Origin of the sequence: Streptomyces sp. RLB3-17 (genome assembly GCF_007113425.2) — a bacterium.
GTDB classification, from domain to species: domain Bacteria; phylum Actinomycetota; class Actinomycetes; order Streptomycetales; family Streptomycetaceae; genus Streptomyces; species Streptomyces mirabilis_D.
Genome location: NZ_CP041610.2, coordinates 10,982,100 through 11,005,744 on the forward strand (window position 1 = coordinate 10,982,100; position 23,645 = coordinate 11,005,744).

Sequence of the window (23,645 nt, forward strand, 5' to 3'; positions counted from 1 at the left end):
TGAGGCGATTCGGAGGTGAAGGGCGGTGAGGGGCTCAGGGCTTCAGTGGAGTGCACAGCAGGGCGGCGGGTCCCGCGGTGCTGCCCACGCGGGTGGTGAAGGCGATACCGGCCGCGTACTCGTCGGCGGAACACTGGCCCTTGTACGCGCCGGAGGCGAAGTCGCCGCCCGCCATGTCGGCGGGCCGGGTGTCGGAGCGGTCGAACCAGACAGTCCGCCCGATGGCCCCCAGCGGGGCGCGGCCGGGCGCGCACAGGGCCGCCGACACGCGGTCACCGCGGCGGCTGTAGCCGATGAGGAACTGCCCGGCGGGGCACTGGAGTTTGGTGTAGCCACTGGCCCAGTCGCCGCCCGCGGGGACGAAACGTTCGTCGGTGACGACCGTCTGGGCGTTGCCCGCGGCCCGCAGGTCGCCGGCGGTGGTGTCGGTGCACAGGCCACGGCCGGAGGTGTGGCTGAGGCCGATCAGCCGCAGGCCGTCGGGGCAGGCCGCCTTGTAGGCCCCCGAATCCCAGTCGCCGCCCGCCCGTACCCGGACAGACTGTACTTGGTCGCCGTGGTCGGTGGTGAGCATGTGCCAGACAGGGACCGGTGGGATGGCCCCGGTTCGTGTGGGAGCGGTCATGAGGTGGCTCCAGGCGGTGGCGCGCCAGTCGCCCTGGTCGAGGATGCCGTACCGTCGCCCGGCGGTGTCGTAGCGCAGCAGGGCCCAGTCGTCGTGGCCCTCCCAGCCGACCAGGGGCCAGTAGGCGAAGTCGGCGTCGTGGTCGGCGAAGTAGTCGGTGATGTTGCCGAACCAGGTGCGGGCCGCGGTGCCCGTCTCATTGGCGCCTATGCCGAATTCGCTGATCCACACCGGCGCGGTGTAGTGCTGCCCCTCCGTGGTGACGAAGAAGGCCTGGTCGGCGAGGACCTGGTACAGCTGGTCGCGGGTCAGGTCCTGGTAGCGGGCGTCGTGGGTCTCGCCGATTCCGGTGGCGCCGCTGTGGTGGGGGCCGGTGTAGCCGTAGAAGTGGGCGGAGTAGACCAGCTTGTGGGCGTCCACGAGGGTGTGCGAGAGCGTGCGCACGGGGGCGAGGGTGGGTCGGTCGTGCGGCAGCCCGTCGACGGGTACGCCGGTCCAGTTGATGCCCTCGACGACGATGAGGAGGTTGGGGTTGGCCTCGGTGAGGATGCGGTCGGCGGCTTGCTGGGCGGCCGCGTACCAGTCGTGGGCGTCGCCCATGCCCCAGTTGGGGTCGTCCAGTACGTCGCGGCGTACCTCGTTGTAGAGGTCGGCGCCCACGACGCGGGAGTCGGTGGCGTATCGGCGGGCCATGAAGACCCAGTCGTCCGTCCACTGCTGGGTGGACTGGCTGCTGTTCCACCGTTCGTTGCCGTCGATGCCGCAGCACCAACGGGAGGTGTTCGTATGGTTGTTGAGGATGACCGCGAACCCGTCCTGGGTGAGGGCGGCCACGACGGCGTCGTAGATCTGCAGGGGCGTCCTGCCGCGCAGTTGTGGATTGGCGGCGACGGCCACGTCCGGCACGGTTGCTGTCGCGTGGATCATCTCGTTGGAGAACGGCAGCCGGATGCTGTTGATGCCGAGTTCGTGGAAGTCGGCGAGCAGTTCGGGCAGCGGGGCACGGTCGAGGCCGAGGGGGATGCCGTAGGAGTTCTGGCCGGCGTGGTGGTTGGCGGGGTCGGTGATGCTGCCGCTTCCGGTCCATGAGCCCTGTGCGCCGTCCCAGTTGGCCGACTTCAGCCTGAACCGGTTTCCCCGGGCGTCGACGATGTACCGGCCCTGGGTCGACAGCGGCGGCTGCCAGGTGTCGGTCGCCGCGGCGGTGGCCTGGGGGAGGGCCTTGGTGGCGACGGGCTCCGGGACGGTGGCCATCGCCGTCGGTGCCGTGGTCAACAGCGCGAGAACCGCCGTCGCTGATGTCAGGTACTTGACAAGTCTACGTGTGGTCGGCATCCGGTCCTCTGTGGGAGCGCTGGGGTCAAGCTGACGAGTCGGTGTCGCGAGGGGAGAGCGCCGGTGAGTGGCGCCCTTCCGGGGTGACATCAAGGCCGGCCCTGCTCACCGGTCTTGGTGGCGGCCGCCAGCCTACAATTGTCAGCGGCCGGCGGCCTATGGGCGGACGGCTCGGTTGTTGCGGCCTCGGGAAAAGCAGGTGCGTGCGGCCTGTGTCCGTGCCAGGCTCCGCCGGTGAATCGTGAACAGATCTCCACGCTTGCCCATGCGGATCATCCGATTGCGGCCCCGCTCGACGACGACTCGGTGCGCCGACTGCTGGAACGCGGCATCCCGCGAGATGGCGCGCGGGTACTCGACCTCGGCTGCGGTGGCGGGGAGTGGCTCCTGCGCGCCCTGGCCGCGCATCCCCAACTGCGGGCCGAGGGCGTCGACATCTCCGAGAGCGCGCTGGCACGTGCGCGGAGCGCCGCTCGCACCCTCGGACTGCAAGAGCGCCTCGTCCTGCACCAGGAGGACGCCGCGGACTTCGCTGCCCCACACTTGTTCGACCTGGTGATCAGTGTCGGCGCCACGCATGCCTTCGGCGGCCTGCTCGCCACCCTCGAGACGGCGCGCAAGCACCTGGCTCCCGGCGGCCGCGTCCTGGTCGGTGACGGATTCTGGTCACAGGAGCCTTCCCCCGACGCCGTGGAGATGCTCGGCGACCTCGCCGACCTGCCGACCACCGTGGACCGCGTCATCTCCGGCGGTTGGACACCCGTCTATGGGCACATCAGCACGAGCCGGGAGCTCGACGACTACGAATGGGCCTGGACGGGGTCACTCGCCTCATGGGCCTTGGACCATCCCGACGATCCGGACAGTTCGCAGGCGCTGGCGGCAGCCACCACCCACCGCACCGAATGGCTGAGTGTCTACCGGGACGCCTTCGGCTTCGTGTGCCTGATCCTGCGCCCGACGTCCGACTGAAGCCGCCCGCGCCGGTCCGGCGACCCCCTGTCTCCCTGCGACAGCGTCCATGCCGGTCATCGCTCGGCCAACCCCTCACCGCACGATGTCGTCATGATCACCGTGCGCCTCCACCCCAGCGCCGGTACCTCCGAGCAGAGTGATCCAGCAGGTCGGTCCGCGTGCGGACCGACCTGCACGCCGGAGAGCTGACGCAACCTCAAGAAGGGGTGTTCATGACAGGGTTGACCCGCCGCAGACTCCTGGGTTCGGCCGCCGGTGTACTGGGCGGCGCCGCGGCACTCTCCCTCCTCCCACCCAGCGTCCAGAAGGCCGTCGCGGCCGGGCCGCCGAAACACGGCTCGCTCCGCGACATCGAGCACGTCGTCATGCTGATGCAGGAGAACCGGTCCTTCGACCACTACTTCGGCACCCTGTCCGGCGTACGCGGCTTCGCCGACCCGCACGCGCTGAAGCTCGACACCGGGCGGTCGGTGTTCTACCAGCCCGACGCCGTGAACCCGAAGGGCTATCTGCTCCCCTTCCACCTCGACACCCACACGTCCAGCGCCCAGGCGATCCCCTCCACCAGCCACGCCTGGTCGGTGCAGCACGACGCGTGGAACGGCGGGAAGATGGACCGCTGGCTGCCGGCCCACCGCAAGGCGGACGGCGTCGACGGGCCGTACGTGATGGGCTACTACACCCGCGACGACATCCCCTTCCAGTTCGCCCTCGCCGAGACGTTCACCATCTGCGACCACTACTTCTGCTCGGTGTTCGGGCCGACCTGGCCCAACCGGCTGTACTGGATGACCGGCACGATCGACCCGGGTGGCACACAGGGCGGGCCGATCATCGCGAAGACGGCCCCGACGCCGTACCGGTGGACGACGTACGCGGAACGGCTGCAGGCGGCCGGGATCAGCTGGAAGGTGTACCAGCAGGACGACGACTACGACTGCAACATGCTGGAGCAGTTCGCGAGCTTCCGCGCGGCGGCGCCGGGGTCCGACCTGTACGAGCGTGGGGTACGCCCGCAGCCGGAGGGCACGTTCGAGGACGACGCGCGGAACGACCGGCTGCCGGCCGTCTCCTGGATCATGCCGACGAGCTTTCAGTCCGAGCACCCGGACTACCTGCCCGCCGCGGGCGCCGATTTCGTCGCGTCGAAGATCGAGGCGATCGCCTCCAACCCCAAGGTCTGGAGCAAGACCGCCTTCATCCTGAACTACGACGAGAACGACGGCCTGTTCGACCATGTGCCGCCACCTACACCTCCGGCCGGAACCGCCGACGAGTTCGTCCAGGGACTGCCCATCGGAGGCGGCTTCCGAGTCCCCGCGATCATCGTCTCGCCCTGGACGGTGGGCGGGTGGGTGGCCTCGGAGGCCTTCGACCACACCTCGGCACTGCGGTTTCTGGAACAGTTCACCGGCGTCCAGGAACCGAACATCAGCGCCTGGCGCCGCGCGGCCTTCGGCGACTTCACCTCGGCCTTCCGCTTCACGCAGCCACAGCCGCTGCCGCCCCCCCTGCCCGACGACACGGTGCAGCAACTGGAGAAGGCGAAGACGCGAGTGGCGACACTTCCCGCACCCACCCTTCCGGGCGCCGACCAGTCGTTCCCGCACCAGGAGACGGGAGATCGGCCACACGTCTGACCGCCGCGCGGTGCGCGGGCTCCGGGGGCAGCGGCTCCGGGGTCAGCCCTGTCCGGAGGCGGTGGTCGGCGTGGTGACCAGGCGGCCGAGTTCGTCCATGGCGGCTGCGAAGTCCGCGCGGTCGGTGTCCAGGAAGCGGTTGAAGAACCAGTTGGGCACCCGCGCCTGTGTCAGCCGGGTCTGCAGCAGTACGTCCTGCACCTGCCGCGCCAGCGACAGCATTCCGACGGCCTGCGCCTCGAGAGCTCCGGCCCGCGCGTACTGCTCGGTCCGCGTCAGCAAAGTCTTCCGCGCGTGCTCCCGCGCGGCCACCGTGTCCTGCTGCGCCTGGTAGGTGTCGACGCCCAGCAGCAGGAGCCCCAGGGAGGGGACGTACCAGTCCATGAGCACGTCGGTCAGCGACATCCGGTTCAGCACACCGGCCAGCACTCCCGCCGCGCACCACAGGACGAGACCCGTCCGTACGAAGCCGGCGTAGCGACGGCGGATGCGTGAGCCCCAGCCGAGGTTCTGCAACTGACAGGCGACGATGTCGAAGGGGCGGGGCAGGTCCTGGATCTCGTAGTAGTCGCGCAGCCTCGCGGGCGATCCACGGTAGTGACGCGCCAACCGGCTGATCTCGTCGGCGGACGGCTCACGGCCGACGAGCACGTGGTTCCAGGGAAGCCCGAACAACCTGGTGTCGAAGGTCTCCTGGAGCAGGGCCGCCCTGCGGAACTCGTTCTTCGTCCAGGCGCTCGCCCCCACGGCGTAGACGACCGCCCACACCAGACCGACGAGGCTGAGCGGAGTCAGCGACACGGGCACGAAGACGCCGACCACCGCGCCGACCGCCAGCGCCGTGGACACCACGACATGGCCGGAGGCGAGCCGCTGGGCGCGTGCGTGCGAGGCGGATGCGGCGCGCAGGAGCCGCAGCATCTCCGGATCGTTCTGGTGCTCGACGATCGGCAGCAGCGTCCGTGGACTCATGCTGTCCCCCTGACAGTCAGAAGATCCGTAATGTCCGATGCGGCCGGACTCCGGGGACATGCCCAGGAGCCGTCCGGCGTATGCCTTCGGGCAACCGGTGGCAGGGATCGCACCGGCGCGGCGGGAGAGATCCCGACGACCCCGCAGGCGAGCACGGCTTGCAAGACAGTCGGCCGGATGGGGGTTGAAGCGACGCGCCGCCTCACGGTGGTGCTCGGGACCGAGGCGTCCGAGGTGCTGCGCGCCGCGGCGAGCTCCCGGAACCGTGAGGTCGACCTGGCCGAACCCCGCTGGAGGCATCTGGCCACCGCCGGTTACGACGGACAGGTGCTCCTGTGGGGTCCCACCACGGGTCGGCCACGCCATGTCCTGGAGGGCGACGGATCCGCGATGTGGTCCGTGGCCGTGTCACGGGACGGAACGAGTCTCGTGGCCGTCACCATGGACGGAGCGGCGCATCTGTGGGACATCGGGACGGCGGTCGAGGTGTGCCGGCTGAGGGTGGACGGCCATCTGTCCGCCTGTTCCTTCCACCCGTACGGGCATCGCGTCGTCCTCGGAGGCTCGGCGGGCCTGTACGCGTGTGAGATCTCCCCCGATGCGGTGGACGACCGGTGAGCACGGGCCCCCGTTCCTGACGGTGTATCAGGACCAGTTCCACACCTGGTTGGTGCTGCCCGCGCAGCCGAAACCCTGGACCGGTTGACCGTCCTTCCCGGAAGAGGTGGCCTCCGCGTCCAGACAGAAGCCGTCCGGGACGCTGACCAGCGTCCGGCCGCCGGACGGACCGGAGGCGCCGAGGTGCCACCGCTGGGCGCTCAGCCCGTCGCAGTTCACGGCGCGGATCCTCTGGCCGTTCTGGCCGACGGCGCCGAGGTCGGCGTCCAGGCAGCGGTGGTTGCCCTGATTGACGACGAGGTACTGGGAGCTCTGACCGGGCACGCGATGCAGAGCCCACTTCTGGACAGTTGTGCCGTTGCACGTCCACACCTGGACGTCCGGACCGTCCTCGCCCGCGGCCGTGGTGTGGGCGTCGAGACACCTGGCGACCGAGGCGCCGTCGACGCTCTCGGTCACGGTCAGCGAACCGACCTGCACCGGCCCGCGCGCCATGCCGTACAGCAGCTTCTTGGTCTCCGCGTCGGCCTTCCCGTTCACGGCGATCCCGGCCTCGGACTGGAAGGCCTTGAGCGCGGTGACCGTCGCCTTCCCGAACTGCCCGTCGACCGTGACGTGCAGTCCGTAGCCTGCGAGCAGCAGTTGCAGGGCCTTGACGCAGTCGCCATGCGCTCCCGAGGCGATCTCGGCGGCGCACGCGGCGGACCGAAGGTCCAGGGTCGCGGGATTCCGCGCGTCGGCCGGACTCGACTGTTTGCCCGCCGCCCGGTCCGTCGTCGGCGCTGCGGAGGGGGGCGCGCTCTTGGAGGTGCTGGGCGTCGGGGTCGGGTTTCCGGACACGGCCGGGGATGTCTCCGGCCGGGTGGCCGCCGACGTCCGGCCGTCACCTTGGTGCAGCAGCGTCACGGTGACGCCCGCGGCGACCAGGACGGCCGCCGTTGCGGCCCCCACAATGAACCGTCCGCGCTTCCTGGACGCGGCAGGGGCGGCTTTCGCACCGTGGGCGGGGGATTCGGTGGGCGCGGCGGCGGGAAGCGCCTCGGACCGCTCGCCCTGGAAGGGCGCACGCTGGGGGGGACGTTTGCGTGCGGCATGTGAGAGGCCGCCGGTCGACGCCGACAACTGGTGCCCGATGGCGGTCCTGAACACCGTCTCCGGTAACGGACGTTGCTCGGGGTCCTTGTCCAGGCAGGTCCAGATGAACGCGGCCAGTTCGGCATCGACGTCCGCCACCTTGTCGAGGACTTCTTCCCGCGGCGCATCGAAGGCCACCCGGTGCAGGACGTCGACACCCGTGCCCTCGCCGAACGGCGCCTGCCCCGCGACGGCGTAGGTGAGGGTGGAGGCCAGGGAGAAGACGTCGGAGGCGGCGGTCACCTCCAGGCCTCTGGTCTGTTCCGGGGACATGTAGGCGGGGGTCCCCACGTTCTGGCCTGTGGCGGTGAGGGAGGTACCGTCGCCGGCCTGGACGACGCCGAAGTCGATGACGCGGGCACCGTCGGCCCCCAGGATCACATTGGACGGCTTGAGGTCGCGGTGAACGAGCCCCGCACGCCATATGGCCTCGATCGCACGCCCCACATCCGCCAGCAGCCGCCAGGCCGCCGCCGCGTCGATCGGACCGCGCTCGGTGACGACGTCCGAGAGAGTGGGCCCCGGTATGTACTCGGTGGCGACCCAGACCAGGTCCTCATCGCAGCCGCTGCCCATCAGCCGCACGATGTGCGCCCCCTTGACGCGGTCCAACGCGCCGACCTCCCGCTCGAAACGCTTCCGGAACAGCGGGTCTTCCGCGTATTCGGGCCGGATCACCTTGACCGCGGCCAGACCTGCACCGCCGGTGGTGTCCCGCCCGAGATAGACCCGGCCCATGCCACCGCTGCCGAGCACCGTCTCCAACCGGTACGGGCCCGCCTGCCTCGGGTCGCTCTTCCGCAGCGGGATCACGGGCGGCGGTTCCATACCCACCGCCGCGTAGGCCAATATTTCGGACCGGCTGCGGTGCTGCACTGGCATGGGGTTCCTGGTCTCTCGCGTGACGCGTGTGAGCGCGAGATTAGCGCAGCACACTTGTACGACAGGCGAGTTGGCCGGATCCCGCGCGGCGCCGAGGGCATGTGTGGATGGGACGGCGGCGGCCGCCCAGCGTTGGTCGATTTCACCCGACGCAAGGCGGGCCGGCCGCTTCGAGCCGCAGGTGTCGCTGCGGGCAGGAGGTGAGACGTACTTCGGTCAGACGGTGTCGGCCGGGAATTCGCCCGTGAAGGCGGCGGCCATGCGGAGCCAGGGGGCGGCCTCGTCGTGGCGTGCCTGGCGTTCCAGAGTGCGTCCGAGCATCAGGTGGGCGTAGTGCTCGACCGGGTCGCGGTCGATGATCTCGCGCAACTGCTCCTCGGCTCGCCGCAGTTGGGCGGAGTGGTAGTACGCGCGGGCCAGCAGCAGTCGGGGGCCGGTCTGCTCGGGGGCTTCCTCGACGACGGCGGCGAGCAGCTTGGCGGCCCCGGCGTAGTCCTTGGCCTCGAAGCGAGCTTGGGCCCGCTCCCAGCGCTCGACGGTGGTCTCCTCGTGGGGGACACCGACCCCATTGTCGAAGAGATGCCGGGCAGTTGCCCAGCGGTCGGCCGCGACGTCGCCGTTCGGCTGGTAGTCGTTGAGGTTGTCGATCACGACGTTTCCCTTCCTGGAGTCGTGTGGGGCGGCTGTCCGGCGCTCTCGTAGCCGGACAGCCGCTGCTGAAGTTCTCGACGGCCGCGGGACTTCGGCCTGGTGTTCATCACGAGCGGGCTCTCGCCCGGTTCGAGGACTCAGCCGGTCGATCCCGCGGACATGCGCTCGGCGTCGCGGGCGGCGACCAGTGAGGTGTGTGTCGGGGCGTCGGGTACGTCGGCTGGTCGGTTCTTGGCGAATTCCTCGCGGAGGACGGGGATGACTTCTTCGCCGAGGAGGTCGAGTTGTTCCAGCACGGTTTTGAGGGGGATGCCGATGCCGTCCACGTTGAACAGCTGGCGTTGGTAGTGGCCGAAGTGCTCGCGGAAGGTGAGTGTCTTCTCGATGACCTGCTGCGGCGAGCCGACGGTCAGTGGCGTCTGGTCCATGTACTGCTCCAGCGACGGACCGCCGCCCATCTGGGGGGAGTGGTCGAAGTAGGGGCGGAACTCGCGTAGGGCGTTCTGGGAGTTGTGGTGCATGTAGATGTGGCCGCCGACGCCGACGATGGCCTGTTCGGGGGTGCCGTGGCCGTAATGGGCGTAGCGCTCGCGGTAGAGGTTGATGAGCTTTTGGAAGTGTTCCTTGGGCCAGAAGATGTTGTTGGCGAAGAAGCCGTCGCCGTAGTAGGCGGCTTGTTCGGCGATTTCGGGGGAGCGGATGGAGCCGTGCCAGACGAAGGGGGGTACGTCGTCCAGTGGGCGGGGGGTGGAGGTGAAGGACTGCAGGGGTGTGCGGAATCTGCCTTCCCAGTCGACGGTTTCCTGGCGCCAGAGCTGGTGGAGGAGGGCGTAGTTCTCGATGGCGAGCGGGATGCCCTGGCGGATGTCCTTGCCGAACCAGGGGTAGACGGGGCCGGTGTTGCCGCGGCCCATCATGAGGTCGACGCGTCCGTCGGCGAGATGCTGGAGCATCGCGTAGTCCTCGGCGATCTTCACCGGGTCGTTGGTGGTGATCAGTGTGGTGGCCGTGGAGAGGATGATGCGGTGGGTGCGTGCCGCGATCCAGCCGAGCATGGTGGTGGGGGAGGAGGGCACGAACGGCCGGTTGTGGTGCTCGCCGGTCGCGAAGACGTCGAGGCCCACCTCCTCGGCCTTCTGCGCGATGGTCACCATCGCCTTGATCCGCTCCTGCTCGGTCGGTGTCCGGCCGGTGGTCGGATCGGTGGTCACGTCACCGACGGTGAAGATCCCGAACTGCATCGCGCCCATCTCCATACGGTTGATGTATCAACTGCACGGTGAACATGACGCCGGGCCCCGGTATTCCGTATCGGTCTGGCGATCGGCCGGGGTGGCGACGATGAACGCCCTGCTCGGTGGCGGAGGGGCTCCGGCATCTGGTTGACACATCAAGCGTCGGGGTTAGTGTAGGTGATGCATCACCTAACTGACCTCGCTGGACCGTAGCCGGGCGTGGTCGGCCGAACACCACGCGCATGCGGGACGGGCCACTGCTGACCGCATTCCCGGCGCACTCGGAGAGGGAGCCCATGAGCACGGTAGCCAGGACCGGTCCTCGGGCTGTGCCGGCCTCTGAGGAGAGCGTTCTTGTACTGATCGATCATCAGCCGTTCCATTTCGCCCATGTGAACAGCCATGAGCCGACGCTGATCGTCAACAATGTCATCGGTCTTGCCGAGACCGCCAAGTCATTCGGTGTCCCGACCATTCTGACGACCCTGGTGGAGGAGCGCGGCGGCTGTCTCGTCCAGGGAGTGCAGGACGTGTTCCCGGAGCGGAAGCCGATCGACAGGACGTTCATCAACGCCTGGCGGGATGATCGTGTGGTGGAGGCCGTCAAGGAGACCGGGCGCAGGAAGCTGATCATCGCGGGCCTCTGGACCGAGATCTGTGTGGCGATGTCGGCGATACAGGCCGCGGGTGAGGGTTTCGAGGTGTACGTCGTCACCGACGCTTCGGGCGGTGTGTCGAAGGAGGCCCACGACAGGGCCGTCCGGCGCATGGCTCAGGCGGGCGTTGTTGCGATCACCTGGTCGGCCCTGATGGATGAGCTCCAGTGCGACGGGGCCCGGGAAGAGGAATCCGTGCCGGTGGTGGCCCAGGACCAGGCGGAGTACGGCGGTGTCGCCTTCGGCGGGGAGACGCAGCTTCTCGCCTGCCGCGCGGGAACTGACATTACGGACACCGCGGAAGGCCCGCGCGCCGAGACCAGGGCGATCCTGTGCGCCAGCGGGCGAAGCGGCTACCAGTCGTACCGCGATCACTCGGGGCTGCGCGGTGGGTGATGCCGCCGTGCCCGCCCCGCACAACTAGTCTCCTGAGTCAGGAATCCTGTTCAGATAGCTGGCGAGGCGTTCGAGGATCTCGTCTGCGGTCTTCGTCCAGACGTAGGGCTTCGGGTCGGTGTTCCATGCGGCGATCCAGTTGCGGATGTCCTTCTCCAGGGCCTGGACGGACCTGTGGACGCCTCGCCGTATCTGTTTGTTGGTCAGTTCGGCGAACCATCGCTCGACGAGGTTCAGCCAGGACGAGCCGGTCGGTGTGAAGTGCAGGTGGAAGCGGGGGTGGGACAGCAGCCACTTCTTGATGGCAGGAGTCTTGTGGGTGGCGTAGTTGTCGCAGATGAGGTGGACATCCAGGCCGTCAGGTACCTCTTTGTCGAGCTTGATCAGGAACTTCTTGAACTCCTCGGCCCGATGCCTGCGGTGCAGAGAGCCGATCACTTTGCCGGTCGCGACCTCAAGGGCTGCGAACAAGGTGGTGGTGCCGGCGCGCACATAGTCGTGAGTCGCCCTTTCGGGAACCCCCGGCATCATCGGCAGCACCGGCTGGGACCGGTCCAGGGCCTGGATCTGCGACTTCTCGTCGACACAGAACACCAATGCCCGCTCGGGCGGGTCCAGGTAGAGGCCGACGACATCGTGGACCTTGTCGACGAAGTACGGATCGGTCGACAGCTTGAAGGTCTCCGATCGGTGCGGCTGCAGGCCGAAGGCCCGCCAGATCCGTGACACCGACGACCGTGAGAGGCCCATCTCTTTCGCCATCGACCGCGTCGACCAGTGCGTCGCGTTCTTCGGAGTGGATTCCAGTGTCCTGGCGACCACCGCGGCGACCTGTTCGTCCGTCACCGTCCTGGGGCCACCGGAACGTGGCATGTCGCCTAGACCGGCGATCCGGTACTGCACGAACCGGGCCCGCCAGCGACCCACCGCATGAGGTGTGGAGCCGAGTTCAGCAGCCACGTCCTTGTTGGACGCACCCTCGGCGCAGGCCAGGATGATCCGACACCGCAATGCCCACGCCTGCGGCGTGGAATGTCGCCGCACCCACCCCTCGAGTGCGGCCCGTTCCTCGTCCGACAGCGTCAACTCGGCCTTCGGCCGCCCCATCCGTGCCATAGAGCAAGCCTATACATCTGAACAGAATTCCAGACTCAGAAGACTAGGGTGCGTTTTAGAAGTCGATCAAGCTCTGTAATGATCACCGCGTGGGACGTGGAGATCTGACGAGCGCGCAGTGGGCCAGGCTGGAGCCGGTGTTGCCGGTGGGGAAGAAGCCGGGACGGCCTCCAGTCTGGTCCGAGCGGCAGCTGATTGACGGCATTCGGTGACGGACACAGACGGGTGCGCCGTGGCGGGACGTGCCGATCAGGTACGGCGCGTGGGAAACCGTCTAGGGTTGTTCCGGCGCTGGCAGCGCGATGGGACCTGGAAGCGAATCCTCAAACAGCTCCAGGCCCGGGCCGACGCCGACGGGCTGATCACCTGGGACGTCAGCGTCGACTCCACCATCGCCCGCGCACACCAGCATGCCGCCGGCGCCCGAAAAAGGGGGCTCTCCAACGAGAACCGCCCGGCGGCGTCGACACCGAACCGGCCAACCATGGACTCGGACGCTCCCGGGGCGGACTGACGACCAAGCTCCATCTCGCGGTCGAACAAGGGCAGAAACCGCTGTCCCTGGTCATCACCGCTGGCCACCGCCATGACAGCCCGCAGTTCCAGAATGTGCTCGACCGCGTCAGTGTCCCGCGCATCGGTCCGGGACGCCCGCGCACCAAGCCCCACAAGGTCCGCGCGGATAGGGCGTACGGCTCTCGCTCGAACCGTGCCTACCTGCGCAGACGCGGCGTCCGCCGCACCATCCCGGAGAAGACCGACCAGATCCGCAACCGAAAGAAGCGTGGCATGCGCGGCGGCAGGCCACCGAACAAGGCCGACGGTCGCGAACGCCACGCTGGCGAATGCGGAATCAACCGCCTCAAGAGGCACCGGGCCGTCGCGACTCGATACGACAACCTCGCCGTCCGCTACGAAGCCACCGTGGTCATCGCGGCGATCAACGAGTGGCTGTGAGGGCCGAACGGCGCGCATCGCGCCGCACGAGGTTCATCGCGCTGCTTCCACCGGTGACCACGGGGCCCAGGGAAGAGCTTTACGCCAGCCCGGCCGCCCCCGGGCCCAGTCCTGAAGCACTTCGGCTACAGGTTCCACGGCGAACACCTCGTGCTCGCGCGGCACCCGGGCCTGGAAGTGCCTGTCTGGGCCACCCTCGCGGTATTCAACCCGGTAGCTGAGGTCGTCGTTGAGAAAGACCTGCATGTAGTGCTGGCCGACAGGTTCGAGGTCGAGCCGCTGGACAACTACAAATCGCCAGGTCAGGCTCATGTCGGCCAGCAGATCGTGCAGCTGTTCGTCAGACGGGTCGTCCCATGACGTCCCGTCCCACTCGATCGCCCGCAGTACCGGTGTTGCCATGAGGGCGACTGTACTGGCCGATCATGCTGCGGACATCAGCGGGCGGCCGCGTCGCCATCAATGACATCGACTATTTCGACGTTTCGTTCTAGGAGACACGACAAATGCCTGAGGGATTAACCGACCGGCAATGGAAGTGGATACTGCTGCGGCACCCTTTACGGCAGCAGCTGTGGCTGTACTACCCGGCGCACCGAGAGGGGGACTTCGAGGTGCTGCGCGTGTGCGACCGGACCGGGTGGGATGCGGCAGTGCTGTCGTGGCACACCTGCTCCGTATGCCGCCGCGGCCACATCGCGAAGATCTCCATCGCGGACCACTGGCAGCGCCAGGGCCTGGGGCGGCGGCTGATCCTGCGCGCGATGAGGGACGCTCAGGACTACCACTGGACGACGACCGGCCAGTCGCCCGATGCCCAGCGGTTCTTCCCCGCCCTCGCCCGCGAGACCGGGGCCGCCTTCGCCCAGCGAGAGCCCGTCTGCGGCCACATCGGATCTGCCGGCTACCGCCACCCGGTGCCCCGGTTCGAGCGCCACTGACACGCAGAGCAGGCAACCGGGATCCGGGCCGTCTTTCGTCCAGGCGGAGTGCCCCGGCCCCGGCGGGCACGAAGGCGGCCAACCCCGCGTCGAGGTAACCGCCTCCGTGTCGTTTCCGGTTTCGGGGAACGGCATTTAGCGGTCAAGGGCCGCCCCTACGATGATCACCGTGACCGCCCGCCGCATTCTTGGCACCGGCCTCGAGGCTCCCGCGCAGAGTATCCGCGCCGCCCAGGCCGACCTGCTCGACGCACTGCCCGGCGTCCGTCTGCCAGACCTCGGCGAGTTGCGAGCCCGCGGAGTCCTTGGAGCCCACCCCGCAGCGCCGCCGAGCCCGTGACGAGGCCTCGGGACTGGCCGCACGGACGACGTGGCGCCGGATTCCTCCGGCTGATGTGCCACATCAGGGGACAACTAACCGGCCGGTAGCCAGGGCAAATACGCGGGGGACAGGGACAGGAGCCCGCTCGGAGCCGACCGCGCGGAGGCGCTCGGGGAGGGCTTGGCGGTGCGAACGGAATTCCTGGGCGTGTGATCTTCCGGTGGTCGAGGCATGGAGGCAGGGCCTGTCACCGTGCCACCTTGGCGTACTCCGCCAGGATGGGCTGTTCCGGTGCGATCAGCGTGTCGGGGATCTCCTTGAGGGAGAAGAAGCGCCAGCTGGGGCCCCTGTCTACCAAGTCCGCCTCCCGCTGTCCACGGCCACCATCTCCACCGTCAACCGCCTGATCCGCGCCCACCTCAAGAAGATCGGGTCGCGGTGGCGGAAGCTGTCGGCCGGCCGGATCGCGGTCATCGTCCTGGCCGTCCTCCGTCACGACCAGTGGCTTTGCGATATGGCCGACGGCAACAGCATCTCCGCCAGCACCCTGCGCCGCTGGGTCAACGAGCGGGCTTCGAGTCTGTTGAAGCCCCACATGGCAACGGTCGCCGTCTCAGAACGACAGCGGCTGGCCGGGGAGGACGCCCTCAGGCCCTGCCAGCGAAATGCCCCGGGCAGCGGCCTGCTACCCGGACCCCGGGCGACCGGCCTCGGCATACCGCGCAGACTCCTCGCAGAAGTCGAGAAAACCACGAGCCCACGCACCGATGCCCTCCACATACCGGCCGACCGCCGCCTGCTCATCCGGCGCCAGGCCCATGGTCAAGGCGGCAGCCTGCAGATTGCCCGTCGCGACAGGCAGTTCGGCGATACGCCAGGACAGCCACCGGTGCGCCTCGTCCACAGCCTCCTGCAGCGCCAGACAGCGATGATGCTGCAATACCACCACCAGGTTGCTCGTTTCGCCGCTGAGCAGCTCCTTACGCACAGAGAACAGATCGTTGGTCCAGCAGATGACATCCGCGGCGGTATCCCGCAGCCGGCGACAGGCCGGCGAGGACCACACCGGCTCGGCCAGCTCCGCGTCCTGCGCGTACTCGATGAGGTCAAAGCACCAGCCCACCGCTCCGGACACCCGCCGCCAGCAGATATAGGCCTGCGGCGCCGGCACGCTGCGGTCCGCACGGCGCTGGATCATGTCCCGGTTGGTGCCTATCCATTCCGCCAGATGCCGAATGAATCGAGCGCGCCATGCGGGGCCCATGCAGCCGGCCACCCGCGGCACCACCTCCGCCAGGACGCGTACGGTCGCCGGCGCCGGTTCGGGCACGGCGCGCTTCCCGCCGGTGACGGCGCAGACCATGGCCTCCAGCTCCGCGTCGACCGTTCCGGATGCGGCCCGGTGGGCGTCGCTCCGGTCGTCGACGACGAACATCCACAGGACCAGGCGGGACAGCTCGGCCAGCCGTTCCGGTGGTGCCCATGGCCAAACTCGTCCGGCGAAGGCGGTATGGCACTCCCTGCGGGCCTGCTCGGCCGCCTCCGCGGACAGCAGCCCCGACTCCTGCGCCCAGGCGGTGACGTGCGGCTCCACCTGCGGCAGGCCCGGATTGAGCAGCGAGGGCCCGGAGATCTGCACGGCAGGGGCAGCAAATCCTTGCACGGTATCGGCGCGGACGGCCCGCGCCCCGGTCCCGTTACTTGCGCTGGCAGGCGTTTCTCCCACGGGAACCCCCTCCCGGCCCGATGACCACCCGGGCAAGGACCATGTCTGGTCGGCCATCCCCGCCGACCGCCTCTTACCCACCCAGCCGCGACCGGACGCCCGGAATCTCCCCGGAGAGTCGAGGCATTGGCCGCGAAGGCCTGCGCATGACGACCCGGACAGTCCCGGTACGGGCGGCGCGTGGAGGAGCTGCCCGGGTCGTGGGGCGGCGGGGACGTAGGAGAGTGCTTCGCTGCGATCGCAACCGGGCACGGCAACGGTCGTGTTGAGGTCAGTGAGCCCGTTTCACCCTGAAGTTGCTGGTTCCGGGGGTGGTGTGGCCGCGCGGCTGGCGCAACCAGGTGTGGGAGACCGATCACGTCCAGGCCCCGGTGCTGGTCGATGTCGATGGCGAGGCCCGCAGGCCGTGGATCACCTGGTTCACCGACGGCGCGACGAACGCGATCACGGGGGTGGCCGTCATGCCGGGAGATCCGTCGCGGGAGTCGGTGCTGGCGGCGCTGCGCTCTGCGGTCCTGCGCGAGGACCCCTACGGTCCGTTCGGCGGTCTGCCGGAGAAGGTACGGGTGGACCGTGGCAAGGACTTCCTGTCCAGGACGGTCACTGCCGCGTTCGGTCTCCTGGACGTGACGGTGGAGGACCTGCCCGCCTACACCCCTCACCTCAAGGGCACCGTGGAGGGCCTGAACCGGGCGGTGGAGAGCATGTTCCTGACCGCGCTGCCCGGCTACGGGCCGTTGTCAGTTGAAGGTCTTCGACGCTGCGTTCACGCTGCCCTGGCCATCCGGTACCGGCTGGACTGGCGCGGGGGTGCGTTTGGTGGCGCGGCTGACGATGGCCGTCTCGACGTGGGTGATGCCCAGGCCGACCATGTCGCGGGAGAGGAAGCCGTCTTTCGCCGCGTAGGCGACCGCCCTTCACGACCACGCACGTCGACAGCCCCGGCCGGGGCTGCTTGCGTATCGATCACGCGGGCATCGTGGTGCGGGACGTCGGCGGGGGAGAGGTCGGTGCGGGGTGGCGCCACTGACCGGCAGCGTCGCGGGCGACGCCGACTTCCACCACCACACACACCACGACGCAGCCGGGGGTCTGTTCACAGGTTCTGAGGGCCGGGTTGTCGGTGGCGACTGACAGGATGAACGGATGGGGATCAACGACATGCCGCGCCATCCGGTGAGCCAGCAGCGCTTGGAGCAGGCCCTCGGCGACAAAGCGGACCGTGTTCAGCGCCGTTTCGAGGACGTCTACTACCACGAGTACCCGCTGCGGGAGATGCTGTCGGAGCTCGGCTACGAGCTGCTCGACCATGTCGCCGCACGCAGCGTGCACGATCCCGACCTGCAGGACGAACGCACCCGGCTCGCCCTGACCACGGCGGCCGAATCCCTCTTCGGCGTACTGGAGCTGGGCTGCTGCCCGGGCGGCGACTGGGAGATCCCTTTCCCGCTGACCCACACGCGCTTCAGCAGCGAGGAGAAGGACTTCGACGAGATGCGGGACGCGACCGACACGGTCACCGCCCGCACCTGGGTCGAAGCGTTTGACATCTGTGTGGCCAGCGGCCTGGTGAGGGACTGGGAGCGGGTGTTCGGGCTGCTACTCCGACAGGAATACGCCCCAATGCTGCATAAGAACTTGCCCTACGCGCAGCGGGACTCGATCTCCGATCCGGCCGACCTCGCGCACATGGACGCCCTGTGCGGCTACCTGACCCCGTCCCCGGGCCATCTGCCCCGGGACTGGCCGCAGGTGACGCTGTGCAAGCCATCCATCGACGAGCGGCTGGACGCGGCGCTGGCTCTGGACGCCGCCGGCGCGACGAGCCCCGACCAGCGGCTGCTGCGCATCCTGCTCCGGGACGACCAGGCCGCCTTCGAGTACGCGCTGCACCAACGCCTGGTGGAGTACCGCGTCGGCGTCGGCGAGGATCCCGCGCCCCGGAGCCTGATGCCGCTGGGTGCAATCGCCCTGGCCGCGCTCGCCGTGCAGGTGCACGGCTGGAACCTGCGGATCAAGTCCGGCTATCTGCCTGCCTCGCTATTGAACGCCTCCGCCACAGCCGTCACCTGAACAACCCCCGCCTGCCCCTACGGGCAGACGACGGGGGCTTGTTCACAGGCGCTGAGCCCCTCTAAGGGGTGAGGCGGGAGAGCCCCGCCGGAGGAGGTACTGCTGTGATCGTGCGACTCGTGGGCGGCCCGCTCGGCGGCCGTGAACTGTCGACGACCCTGGGGGCGTGGGACGGGGACTGGCTCACCGCTGGCGACGCCGACCGGGGCCTGTATCTGCCGGTGCACCATGACCCAGCCACCGGCGTTGTCCTGGCGGAGATCCGGGCCACCGCCCCGCGCCGCCGGTAGCGGCCGGGGATGCTGCACGGCGCAGTGCCGGCGGCACGAGGCCCCGGGCTTCCGTCCAGCCTCTTGAAGACCACCCCTCCATCCCGACCGACGACCACGTCAGCCACTCGCGCACGACGTCGGCCTCGGTGGTCGACGGGCACGGTGCCCACGGCGTCGACAGCTGGCGGGCGGTGAACACGGACTCCAGCGCGGCCCGGCGCCGCCGGTACGGCCATCCGGTCGTGTCCGGCCCGGACAGCCTCAGCAGATCGAACGCGACGAAGTGAGCCGGCCACTCCTCCGCTGCCCGGGCGGCTCCGGCACCGCGCCGGGCAAGCCGGTTCTGTAACCGCTCGAACGCGGGGCGGCCCGCGGCGTCCCATACGACCAGCTCGCCGTCCAGCGCTGTCGCGTCCGGCAGCTGCGCAGTCCCGGCGACTACCTCGGGGAAGGCCGGCCCCATCTCGGTGCCGCGCCTCGAGCGCAGTACCACCCGCCCCGCGTCGATAGAGACGAGGGCCTGCCACCTGTCTTACTTCGGCTCACCCGCCCACCCCGGCAGCAGCGCAGGGTCGGACACAGGGGCTGCGAGCATCGGTTCCGGCGGTGTCCACGTCACAGCCCATGCCTTCCACCCAGCCCGCCCGTCGGCAAACCGAGTGCGCGTACGCACCCGACCACCGGCCCGACCACGACAGGTCAGCGCACTACAACGCCTCGCCGGGGGCTGTGTGCTGAGCTCCTGGCGCACGTCCAGGCAGCGCAGCCGGACACCGGGCTGCCCGGATCCCGTGTCGTACGGTCTGATGTCGCGGCCGCCCACCGTCCGCAACGGATCTCACCGAACCCGGCGGTGCCGCCGGTACGGCCGAAAGATCTGAACCAATACCGGGAATCAGGCCGCGACGAGCTCCTGCTCGCGGTCCGGCGTCTTGACCTTGGGCTTCTTGTTCGGCAGCGAGAGCCGGAAGACCTTGCGCCACGCGGAGAACACCTGCTTGGGCAGCGGCCCGGTGACGTACTCCAGCTCGTACTTTTCGAACAGCGCGCGCACCTTCACCGCGACCTCGGCGTACCGGTTGCTTGGCAGGTCCGGGAACAGGTGGTGCTCGATCTGGTGCGACAGGTTGCCGGTCATGAAGTGCATGGCCCTGCTGCCGCTGATGTTCGCCGAGCCCATCATCTGGCGCAGGTACCACTGGCCGCGTGTCTCGCCCTGGATCGACCGGCGCTCGAAGACCTGCACGCCCTCGGGGAAGTGCCCGCACATGATCACCGAGTGGGTCCAGAGATTGCGGACCAGGTTCGCGGTGAACGTGGCGGCGAGCGTGGTGAGGAAAGACGGGCCCGACAGCAGCGGGTGGATCACGTAGTCCTTGAGCACCTGCTTGCGGATCTTGCGGCCCACGGCCCTGGCCCGCGCGCGGAACTCCGGGTCCTTGCGGCGGCGCTTCTGCAGGTTCTTGCCGAGCTCCAGGTCGTACGCGGCGATGCCGTACTCGAAGAAGCAGGCGTTGAGGAAGTTCCACAGCGGCTGGCCGAGGTGGAACGGGTGCCACTTCTGGTCCTCGTCGACGCGCATGATGCCGTAGCCGAGGTCGTTGTCCTTGCCGATCACGTTGGTGTACGTGTGGTGCAGCTCGTTGTGCGAGTGCTTCCACTGCTCGGACGGCGAGACGTGATCCCACTCCCAGGTGGTGGAGTGGATCTTCGGGTCCCGCATCCAGTCCCACTGGCCGTGCAGGATGTTGTGGCCGATCTCCATGTTGTCCATGATCTTCGCCACGGACAGACCGGCGGTGCCGAGCAGCCACGCGGGCGGGAAGATCGAGAACAGCAGCACGCCCCTGCTGACCAGCTCGAGCTTGCGCTGTGCCGAGATGACCTTGCGGATGTAGGCGGCGTCTCTCTCGCCGCGGCCGGCGATCACCTCGTCGCGGATCGCGTCCAGCTCGCGGCCAAGCTCCTCGATCTGCTCCGCGGTCAGGTGGGCGGTGGGGTCGATGGCGGTCAAGGTGCTCCTACCGTTCGATGTCGCAGGGGCCCGCCGCGGCGGACACGCAGGTCTGGATGAGGACGCCCGGCTCGGCCTCGGTGATCTCGCCGGTGCGCAGGTCGCGGACGGCGCCCGCCTTGAGCGGCGTGACGCAGCCGAAGCAGATGCCCATGCGGCACCCGGAGGGCATGAGCACGCCGGCCTCCTCGCCGATGTCCAGCAACGGCGTGGCGCCGTCCGCGTCGACGGTCTTGCCGGTGGCGCTGAACGTGACCTCGCCGCCGTCGCCGGCGACGACGATGCTGGGGCGGAAGCGTTCGGTGTGCAGGCGTTCTTGTACGCCGTGCTCGGTCCAGTGCTCTTCGGCGGCGTCGAGCAGGCCCGCGGGCCCGCAAGCCCAGGTCTCGCGCTCGGCCCAGTCGGGCACGAGTTCGTCGAGACGGGCGATGTCGAGCATGCCGTCCGTGTCGGTGTGCACCTCGGTGAGCCGCAGCTTCTTGTCCGCGACCAGGTCGTGCAGTTCGTTGCGGAAGATCACGTCTTGCGGCTGTGGCGCGCAGTGGACCATGACGACGTCGTCGAACTCGATGTCGCGCAGCATGCCCATCACGGGCGTGATGCCGCTGCCGGCCGTCAGGTAGAGCACCTTGGCGGGCTTGGCCTGCGGCAGCACGAAGTCACCGGTCGGCTGGTCGAGCTGGATCAGCGTGCCCGGTTTCGCCCTGCGGACCAGGTGGTTGCTGACCTTGCCGTCCGGGATCGCCTTCACGGTGATCGTGACGCGGCCGTCCTGGCGTTTTGTCGGCGAGGTGATGGAGTAGGCACGCCACAGGCGCACCCCGTCGACGTCGACCCCGATCCGCACGTACTGACCGGCTGTGTGGCCGCGCCAGCCCCGTCCCGGCCTGATCACGATGGTCGCGGCGTCACCCGTCTCGGGGTGCACGGCCTCGATGCGCCCACGCAGGTCAGCGCCCGCACGCAGCGGGCTGACCAGGTCGAGGTAGTCCGACGGCAACAGCGGCGTCGTGACCATCTCCAGCAGTTTCCACGCCCTGCTGCGGAGGGCTGCACTCGTCATGACACCAGCTTGCTGCGCCTCAAGGCGTAAAGTCCTGACCGCAGGACGTAAATCTGGTCGGCTGAATTGTTCGCAGGGAACAAAAACGTGAGCCATGCAATCCGGAGGGCCAGCGAACTGGCCCTCGATGAGACGACGGTCACCGCACTTCGGGCCGCGCTGAAGACCACCGCCGACGAGGTCGTCCAGGCGATCATCGACGAGGTCCCTCCCTACGCCAACGCCCTTTCGGGCCGCATGGGCGGCACCATCCGCCGAGCCGTCCGCACCGCCCTGGGGCACTACCTGGACCTCGCGAGCGGGAACGCCACAGGCGGCGACGCCGGTGACGCAGCCTACGAGCTGGGCCGCGGCGAGGTGCGCGACGGCCGTTCGATGGACGCCCTACTCAGCGCCTACCGCGTCGGCGCCCGCGTGGCCTGGCGATGCCTGGCAGCGGGTGCCGTACCCGCAGGTCTGCCCGCCGCCGAAGTCGCCAAGTTCGCCGAGCTGACCTTCGCCTACATCGACGAGCTCTCCGCCGCGAGCGCCGCGGGCCACGCCGACGAACTGGTCGCCCGGGGCAGGGCCCACGAGCGCCACCTGGAACACCTGGCCCGCGACCTCCTCGCCGGCGCGAGCCTGGACGTGCTGCTGGCCTCTGGTCAACGGGCCGGGTGGCAGCCTCCGGTTTCGCTGACCGCGGTTCTGCTGCCCGCCGCCCAGGCCCGGCCTGCCTACCGCGCGCTCGACCCGAGCACCCTCGTCCTCGACGATCTGCCGGACGCCACCGGTGTGCTGCTCGTCCCCGATGCCGACCGATCACATCTCTTGCGGCAGCTGACCGACCGCACTGCCGTGGTCGGCCCGGCTCGGCCATGGACTCGTGTGTCCGCCTCGTACGCACGAGCCGTACGCGCGCGCTCCCTCTCCTCTGATATTCGCGACACCGAGGACCACCTGCCCGAGCTGGTGCTGAGCGCCGACGTGGACGCGTTCGCAGACCTGCGTGCCCGAGCCCTCGCACCGTTGCGGACCTTGCCTGTCGCGACCGCACAGCGGCTGGAGGAGACGTTGCGGGCGTGGCTGCTGCACCAGGGCAGGCGGGACGAGGTGGCGGCGGCGTTGTTCGTCCATCCCCAGACGGTCCGGTACCGGATGTCGCAGCTGCGGGAGCTGTTTCCGGATCTCGCATCGCCACACCGGGTCCTTGAACTGACGCTGGCGGTCGGTCTTCGGGTCAGCTGACGCGGTGCCTCGGGTGTCCTCGCGCGCGACGGCAGGGCCGCGCGCGTCGCCGGGCCGACAAGGCCGCCCGGCCGAACTCCTCTACCGCGTCGACGACTTCAAGCTGGTCCTCTCCGAGTGCTTGTTCAGCGACGGTCCCCTGCGCAGCTGATCGGACCGGGCGGGCCTCACGGGGCGATGGGGCCGTTCTTCTTGTCTGGGTGTGCCGACAGGACGTGGCGGGTGGCGGAGAGGTTGGACAGGCCAAAGAGCTGCATCAGCCGGACGGGGTCGGCGCTGTTGCGCGCCTCGTCGACGATTCGGTCCACGCGTAGGCGGCCGGCTGGCAGGCCGACTCGTTGGAAGAGGTGCTGGACCACGCCGGCGCTGATGGGCGGGCCGGAGTCGTCGACGGCGGTGTTGCGGGTGACGAAGAAGTGGGGGTTGGAGCCATCGGGCCAGCGACGGTGGCGCTGGAGTTCCCACGCTGTGGCCAGCCGCAGGGTGAAGGCGTCGAGGTAGATGACGTGGTCCAGGCGTCCCACCCTGCGCGGGCGCAGGCGGCCCTTGCTGCGGTCGAGGTCGGTTCGCCTGAGGTGGGCGATTTGTCCGGGGAGGAGGGCGTAGATGGCGACGAGGGCGACCATGAGGCGGTCGCGGGGGTCGTCGAGGCGGTCCAGCACGTAGGAATGCACTTCGTCGCGCACCTCGTCGGCCTTCCAGCGTGCGCTTCGCAGCAGTCGCCCGAGTTGGCACTCCCGGCAAGCGGCACGCAGTAGGGCGAGGTGCCGGTTCGGCTGGGCCATTCCACCAAGCGCAAACCTCGATGCTCGGCT

At 69.0% G+C, this 23,645-nt stretch carries 19 protein-coding genes and 4 pseudogenes; 11 read left to right on the forward strand and 12 right to left on the reverse strand.

Annotation, left to right across the window (positions count from 1 at the left end):
• Window positions 1-34 precede the first annotated feature (34 nt).
• On the reverse strand, window positions 35-1,960 hold the full coding sequence (locus FNV62_RS49430; protein WP_143629923.1) for a glycoside hydrolase family 5 protein: 1,926 nt from the start codon (window positions 1,958-1,960) through the stop codon (window positions 35-37).
• Between the two features lie 234 nt (window positions 1,961-2,194).
• Between FNV62_RS49430 and FNV62_RS49435 the strand changes: the two genes are divergently transcribed.
• Both FNV62_RS49435 and FNV62_RS49440 read left to right on the forward strand, forming a co-directional pair.
• Window positions 2,195-2,932, forward strand: coding sequence for an SAM-dependent methyltransferase (locus FNV62_RS49435; protein WP_143629925.1), 738 nt, complete (start codon window positions 2,195-2,197; stop codon window positions 2,930-2,932).
• Window positions 2,933-3,147: 215 nt separating this feature from the next.
• Window positions 3,148-4,575, forward strand: a complete 1,428-nt coding sequence (locus tag FNV62_RS49440; RefSeq protein ID WP_143629927.1) for an alkaline phosphatase family protein — start codon at window positions 3,148-3,150, stop codon at window positions 4,573-4,575.
• Between the two features lie 42 nt (window positions 4,576-4,617).
• Here FNV62_RS49440 and FNV62_RS49445 read toward each other — a convergent pair whose 3' ends face one another.
• The gene (locus tag FNV62_RS49445) at window positions 4,618-5,547 is read right to left on the reverse strand and encodes an S-4TM family putative pore-forming effector (protein ID WP_164331883.1); all 930 of its coding nucleotides are present in this window, start codon (window positions 5,545-5,547) and stop codon (window positions 4,618-4,620) included.
• A 177-nt stretch (window positions 5,548-5,724) separates the two neighbouring features.
• On the opposite strand from FNV62_RS49445, the gene FNV62_RS49450 reads away from it, so the two are divergent.
• On the forward strand, window positions 5,725-6,165 hold the full coding sequence (locus FNV62_RS49450; protein WP_164331884.1) for a WD40 repeat domain-containing protein: 441 nt from the start codon (window positions 5,725-5,727) through the stop codon (window positions 6,163-6,165).
• 27 nt (window positions 6,166-6,192) lie between these two features.
• Here FNV62_RS49450 and FNV62_RS49455 read toward each other — a convergent pair whose 3' ends face one another.
• The 3 genes from FNV62_RS49455 to FNV62_RS49465 form a co-directional block, all read right to left on the reverse strand.
• Complete coding sequence (locus FNV62_RS49455; protein WP_225900672.1) at window positions 6,193-8,181, reverse strand: protein kinase domain-containing protein; 1,989 nt, start codon at window positions 8,179-8,181, stop codon at window positions 6,193-6,195.
• 216 nt (window positions 8,182-8,397) lie between these two features.
• On the reverse strand, window positions 8,398-8,832 hold the full coding sequence (locus FNV62_RS49460) for a tetratricopeptide repeat protein (RefSeq protein ID WP_143629934.1): 435 nt from the start codon (window positions 8,830-8,832) through the stop codon (window positions 8,398-8,400).
• 137 nt (window positions 8,833-8,969) lie between these two features.
• Window positions 8,970-10,073, reverse strand: a complete 1,104-nt coding sequence (locus FNV62_RS49465; RefSeq protein WP_060897788.1) for an LLM class flavin-dependent oxidoreductase — start codon at window positions 10,071-10,073, stop codon at window positions 8,970-8,972.
• A 290-nt stretch (window positions 10,074-10,363) separates the two neighbouring features.
• On the opposite strand from FNV62_RS49465, the pseudogene FNV62_RS49470 reads away from it, so the two are divergent.
• A pseudogene (locus FNV62_RS49470) lies at window positions 10,364-11,005 on the forward strand (hydrolase); the annotation flags it as partial.
• 138 nt (window positions 11,006-11,143) lie between these two features.
• On the opposite strand, the gene FNV62_RS49475 reads toward FNV62_RS49470, so the two are convergent.
• The gene (locus FNV62_RS49475; protein WP_205523262.1) at window positions 11,144-12,226 is read right to left on the reverse strand and encodes an IS630 family transposase; all 1,083 of its coding nucleotides are present in this window, start codon (window positions 12,224-12,226) and stop codon (window positions 11,144-11,146) included.
• Between the two features lie 98 nt (window positions 12,227-12,324).
• On the opposite strand from FNV62_RS49475, the pseudogene FNV62_RS49480 reads away from it, so the two are divergent.
• A pseudogene (locus tag FNV62_RS49480) lies at window positions 12,325-13,192 on the forward strand (IS5 family transposase).
• Window positions 13,193-13,225: 33 nt separating this feature from the next.
• Here the strand turns inward: FNV62_RS49480 and FNV62_RS49485 are convergent.
• On the reverse strand, window positions 13,226-13,594 hold the full coding sequence (locus FNV62_RS49485) for a hypothetical protein (protein WP_143610609.1): 369 nt from the start codon (window positions 13,592-13,594) through the stop codon (window positions 13,226-13,228).
• A 104-nt stretch (window positions 13,595-13,698) separates the two neighbouring features.
• On the opposite strand from FNV62_RS49485, the gene FNV62_RS49490 reads away from it, so the two are divergent.
• The gene (locus tag FNV62_RS49490; protein ID WP_143629937.1) at window positions 13,699-14,133 is read left to right on the forward strand and encodes a GNAT family N-acetyltransferase; all 435 of its coding nucleotides are present in this window, start codon (window positions 13,699-13,701) and stop codon (window positions 14,131-14,133) included.
• A gap of 1,007 nt (window positions 14,134-15,140) precedes the next feature.
• Here FNV62_RS49490 and FNV62_RS49500 read toward each other — a convergent pair.
• Window positions 15,141-16,094, reverse strand: a complete 954-nt coding sequence (locus FNV62_RS49500; RefSeq protein ID WP_143629939.1) for a terpene synthase family protein — start codon at window positions 16,092-16,094, stop codon at window positions 15,141-15,143.
• A 407-nt stretch (window positions 16,095-16,501) separates the two neighbouring features.
• On the opposite strand from FNV62_RS49500, the pseudogene FNV62_RS49505 reads away from it, so the two are divergent.
• From FNV62_RS49505 to FNV62_RS49515, 3 genes and pseudogenes are all read left to right on the forward strand, one after another.
• A pseudogene (locus tag FNV62_RS49505) lies at window positions 16,502-16,912 on the forward strand (integrase catalytic domain-containing protein); the annotation flags it as partial.
• A 415-nt stretch (window positions 16,913-17,327) separates the two neighbouring features.
• Entirely contained in the window at window positions 17,328-18,254 is a 927-nt protein-coding gene (locus tag FNV62_RS49510) for an immunity 49 family protein (protein ID WP_225900673.1), read from the forward strand.
• A gap of 104 nt (window positions 18,255-18,358) precedes the next feature.
• Window positions 18,359-18,544 (forward strand): hypothetical protein, encoded by a 186-nt coding sequence (locus FNV62_RS49515; RefSeq protein ID WP_143604540.1) that lies wholly within the window; start codon window positions 18,359-18,361, stop codon window positions 18,542-18,544.
• 151 nt (window positions 18,545-18,695) lie between these two features.
• Here FNV62_RS49515 and FNV62_RS49520 read toward each other — a convergent pair.
• From FNV62_RS49520 to FNV62_RS49530, 3 genes and pseudogenes are all read right to left on the reverse strand, one after another.
• Window positions 18,696-18,989: pseudogene (locus tag FNV62_RS49520) on the reverse strand (ATP-dependent DNA ligase); the annotation flags it as partial.
• A gap of 432 nt (window positions 18,990-19,421) precedes the next feature.
• Window positions 19,422-20,540 carry a fatty acid desaturase family protein gene (locus FNV62_RS49525; RefSeq protein ID WP_143610612.1) on the reverse strand — a complete coding sequence of 373 codons (1,119 nt, stop codon included), beginning with the start codon at window positions 20,538-20,540 and terminating at the stop codon, window positions 19,422-19,424.
• Window positions 20,541-20,547: 7 nt separating this feature from the next.
• A complete protein-coding gene (locus FNV62_RS49530) occupies window positions 20,548-21,603 on the reverse strand; it encodes a ferredoxin reductase (protein WP_143604542.1) in 1,056 nt (351 codons plus the stop codon).
• Between the two features lie 87 nt (window positions 21,604-21,690).
• Between FNV62_RS49530 and FNV62_RS49535 the strand changes: the two genes are divergently transcribed.
• Window positions 21,691-22,830, forward strand: a complete 1,140-nt coding sequence (locus tag FNV62_RS49535; protein WP_143629941.1) for a PucR family transcriptional regulator — start codon at window positions 21,691-21,693, stop codon at window positions 22,828-22,830.
• A 13-nt stretch (window positions 22,831-22,843) separates the two neighbouring features.
• A complete protein-coding gene (locus FNV62_RS49540; protein WP_164331885.1) occupies window positions 22,844-22,981 on the forward strand; it encodes a hypothetical protein in 138 nt (45 codons plus the stop codon).
• A gap of 16 nt (window positions 22,982-22,997) precedes the next feature.
• Here FNV62_RS49540 and FNV62_RS49545 read toward each other — a convergent pair whose 3' ends face one another.
• Window positions 22,998-23,615 carry a site-specific integrase gene (locus FNV62_RS49545; RefSeq protein ID WP_143629943.1) on the reverse strand — a complete coding sequence of 206 codons (618 nt, stop codon included), beginning with the start codon at window positions 23,613-23,615 and terminating at the stop codon, window positions 22,998-23,000.
• Window positions 23,616-23,645: the final 30 nt, after the last annotated feature.

Coding starts and splice junctions, on each gene's coding strand:
- FNV62_RS49450 (WP_164331884.1), top strand. CDS start 5,725: ATGGGGGTTGAAGCGACGCGCCGCCTCACGGTGGTGCTCGGGACCGAG.
- FNV62_RS49530 (WP_143604542.1), bottom strand. CDS start 21,603: ATGACGAGTGCAGCCCTCCGCAGCAGGGCGTGGAAACTGCTGGAGATG.
- FNV62_RS49440 (WP_143629927.1), top strand. CDS start 3,148: ATGACAGGGTTGACCCGCCGCAGACTCCTGGGTTCGGCCGCCGGTGTA.
- FNV62_RS49510 (WP_225900673.1), top strand. CDS start 17,328: ATGGGGATCAACGACATGCCGCGCCATCCGGTGAGCCAGCAGCGCTTG.
- FNV62_RS49490 (WP_143629937.1), top strand. CDS start 13,699: ATGCCTGAGGGATTAACCGACCGGCAATGGAAGTGGATACTGCTGCGG.
- FNV62_RS49545 (WP_143629943.1), bottom strand. CDS start 23,615: ATGGCCCAGCCGAACCGGCACCTCGCCCTACTGCGTGCCGCTTGCCGG.
- FNV62_RS49465 (WP_060897788.1), bottom strand. CDS start 10,073: ATGCAGTTCGGGATCTTCACCGTCGGTGACGTGACCACCGATCCGACC.
- FNV62_RS49455 (WP_225900672.1), bottom strand. CDS start 8,181: ATGCCAGTGCAGCACCGCAGCCGGTCCGAAATATTGGCCTACGCGGCG.
- FNV62_RS49475 (WP_205523262.1), bottom strand. CDS start 12,226: ATGGGGCGGCCGAAGGCCGAGTTGACGCTGTCGGACGAGGAACGGGCC.
- FNV62_RS49445 (WP_164331883.1), bottom strand. CDS start 5,547: ATGAGTCCACGGACGCTGCTGCCGATCGTCGAGCACCAGAACGATCCG.
- FNV62_RS49430 (WP_143629923.1), bottom strand. CDS start 1,960: ATGCCGACCACACGTAGACTTGTCAAGTACCTGACATCAGCGACGGCG.
- FNV62_RS49485 (WP_143610609.1), bottom strand. CDS start 13,594: ATGGCAACACCGGTACTGCGGGCGATCGAGTGGGACGGGACGTCATGG.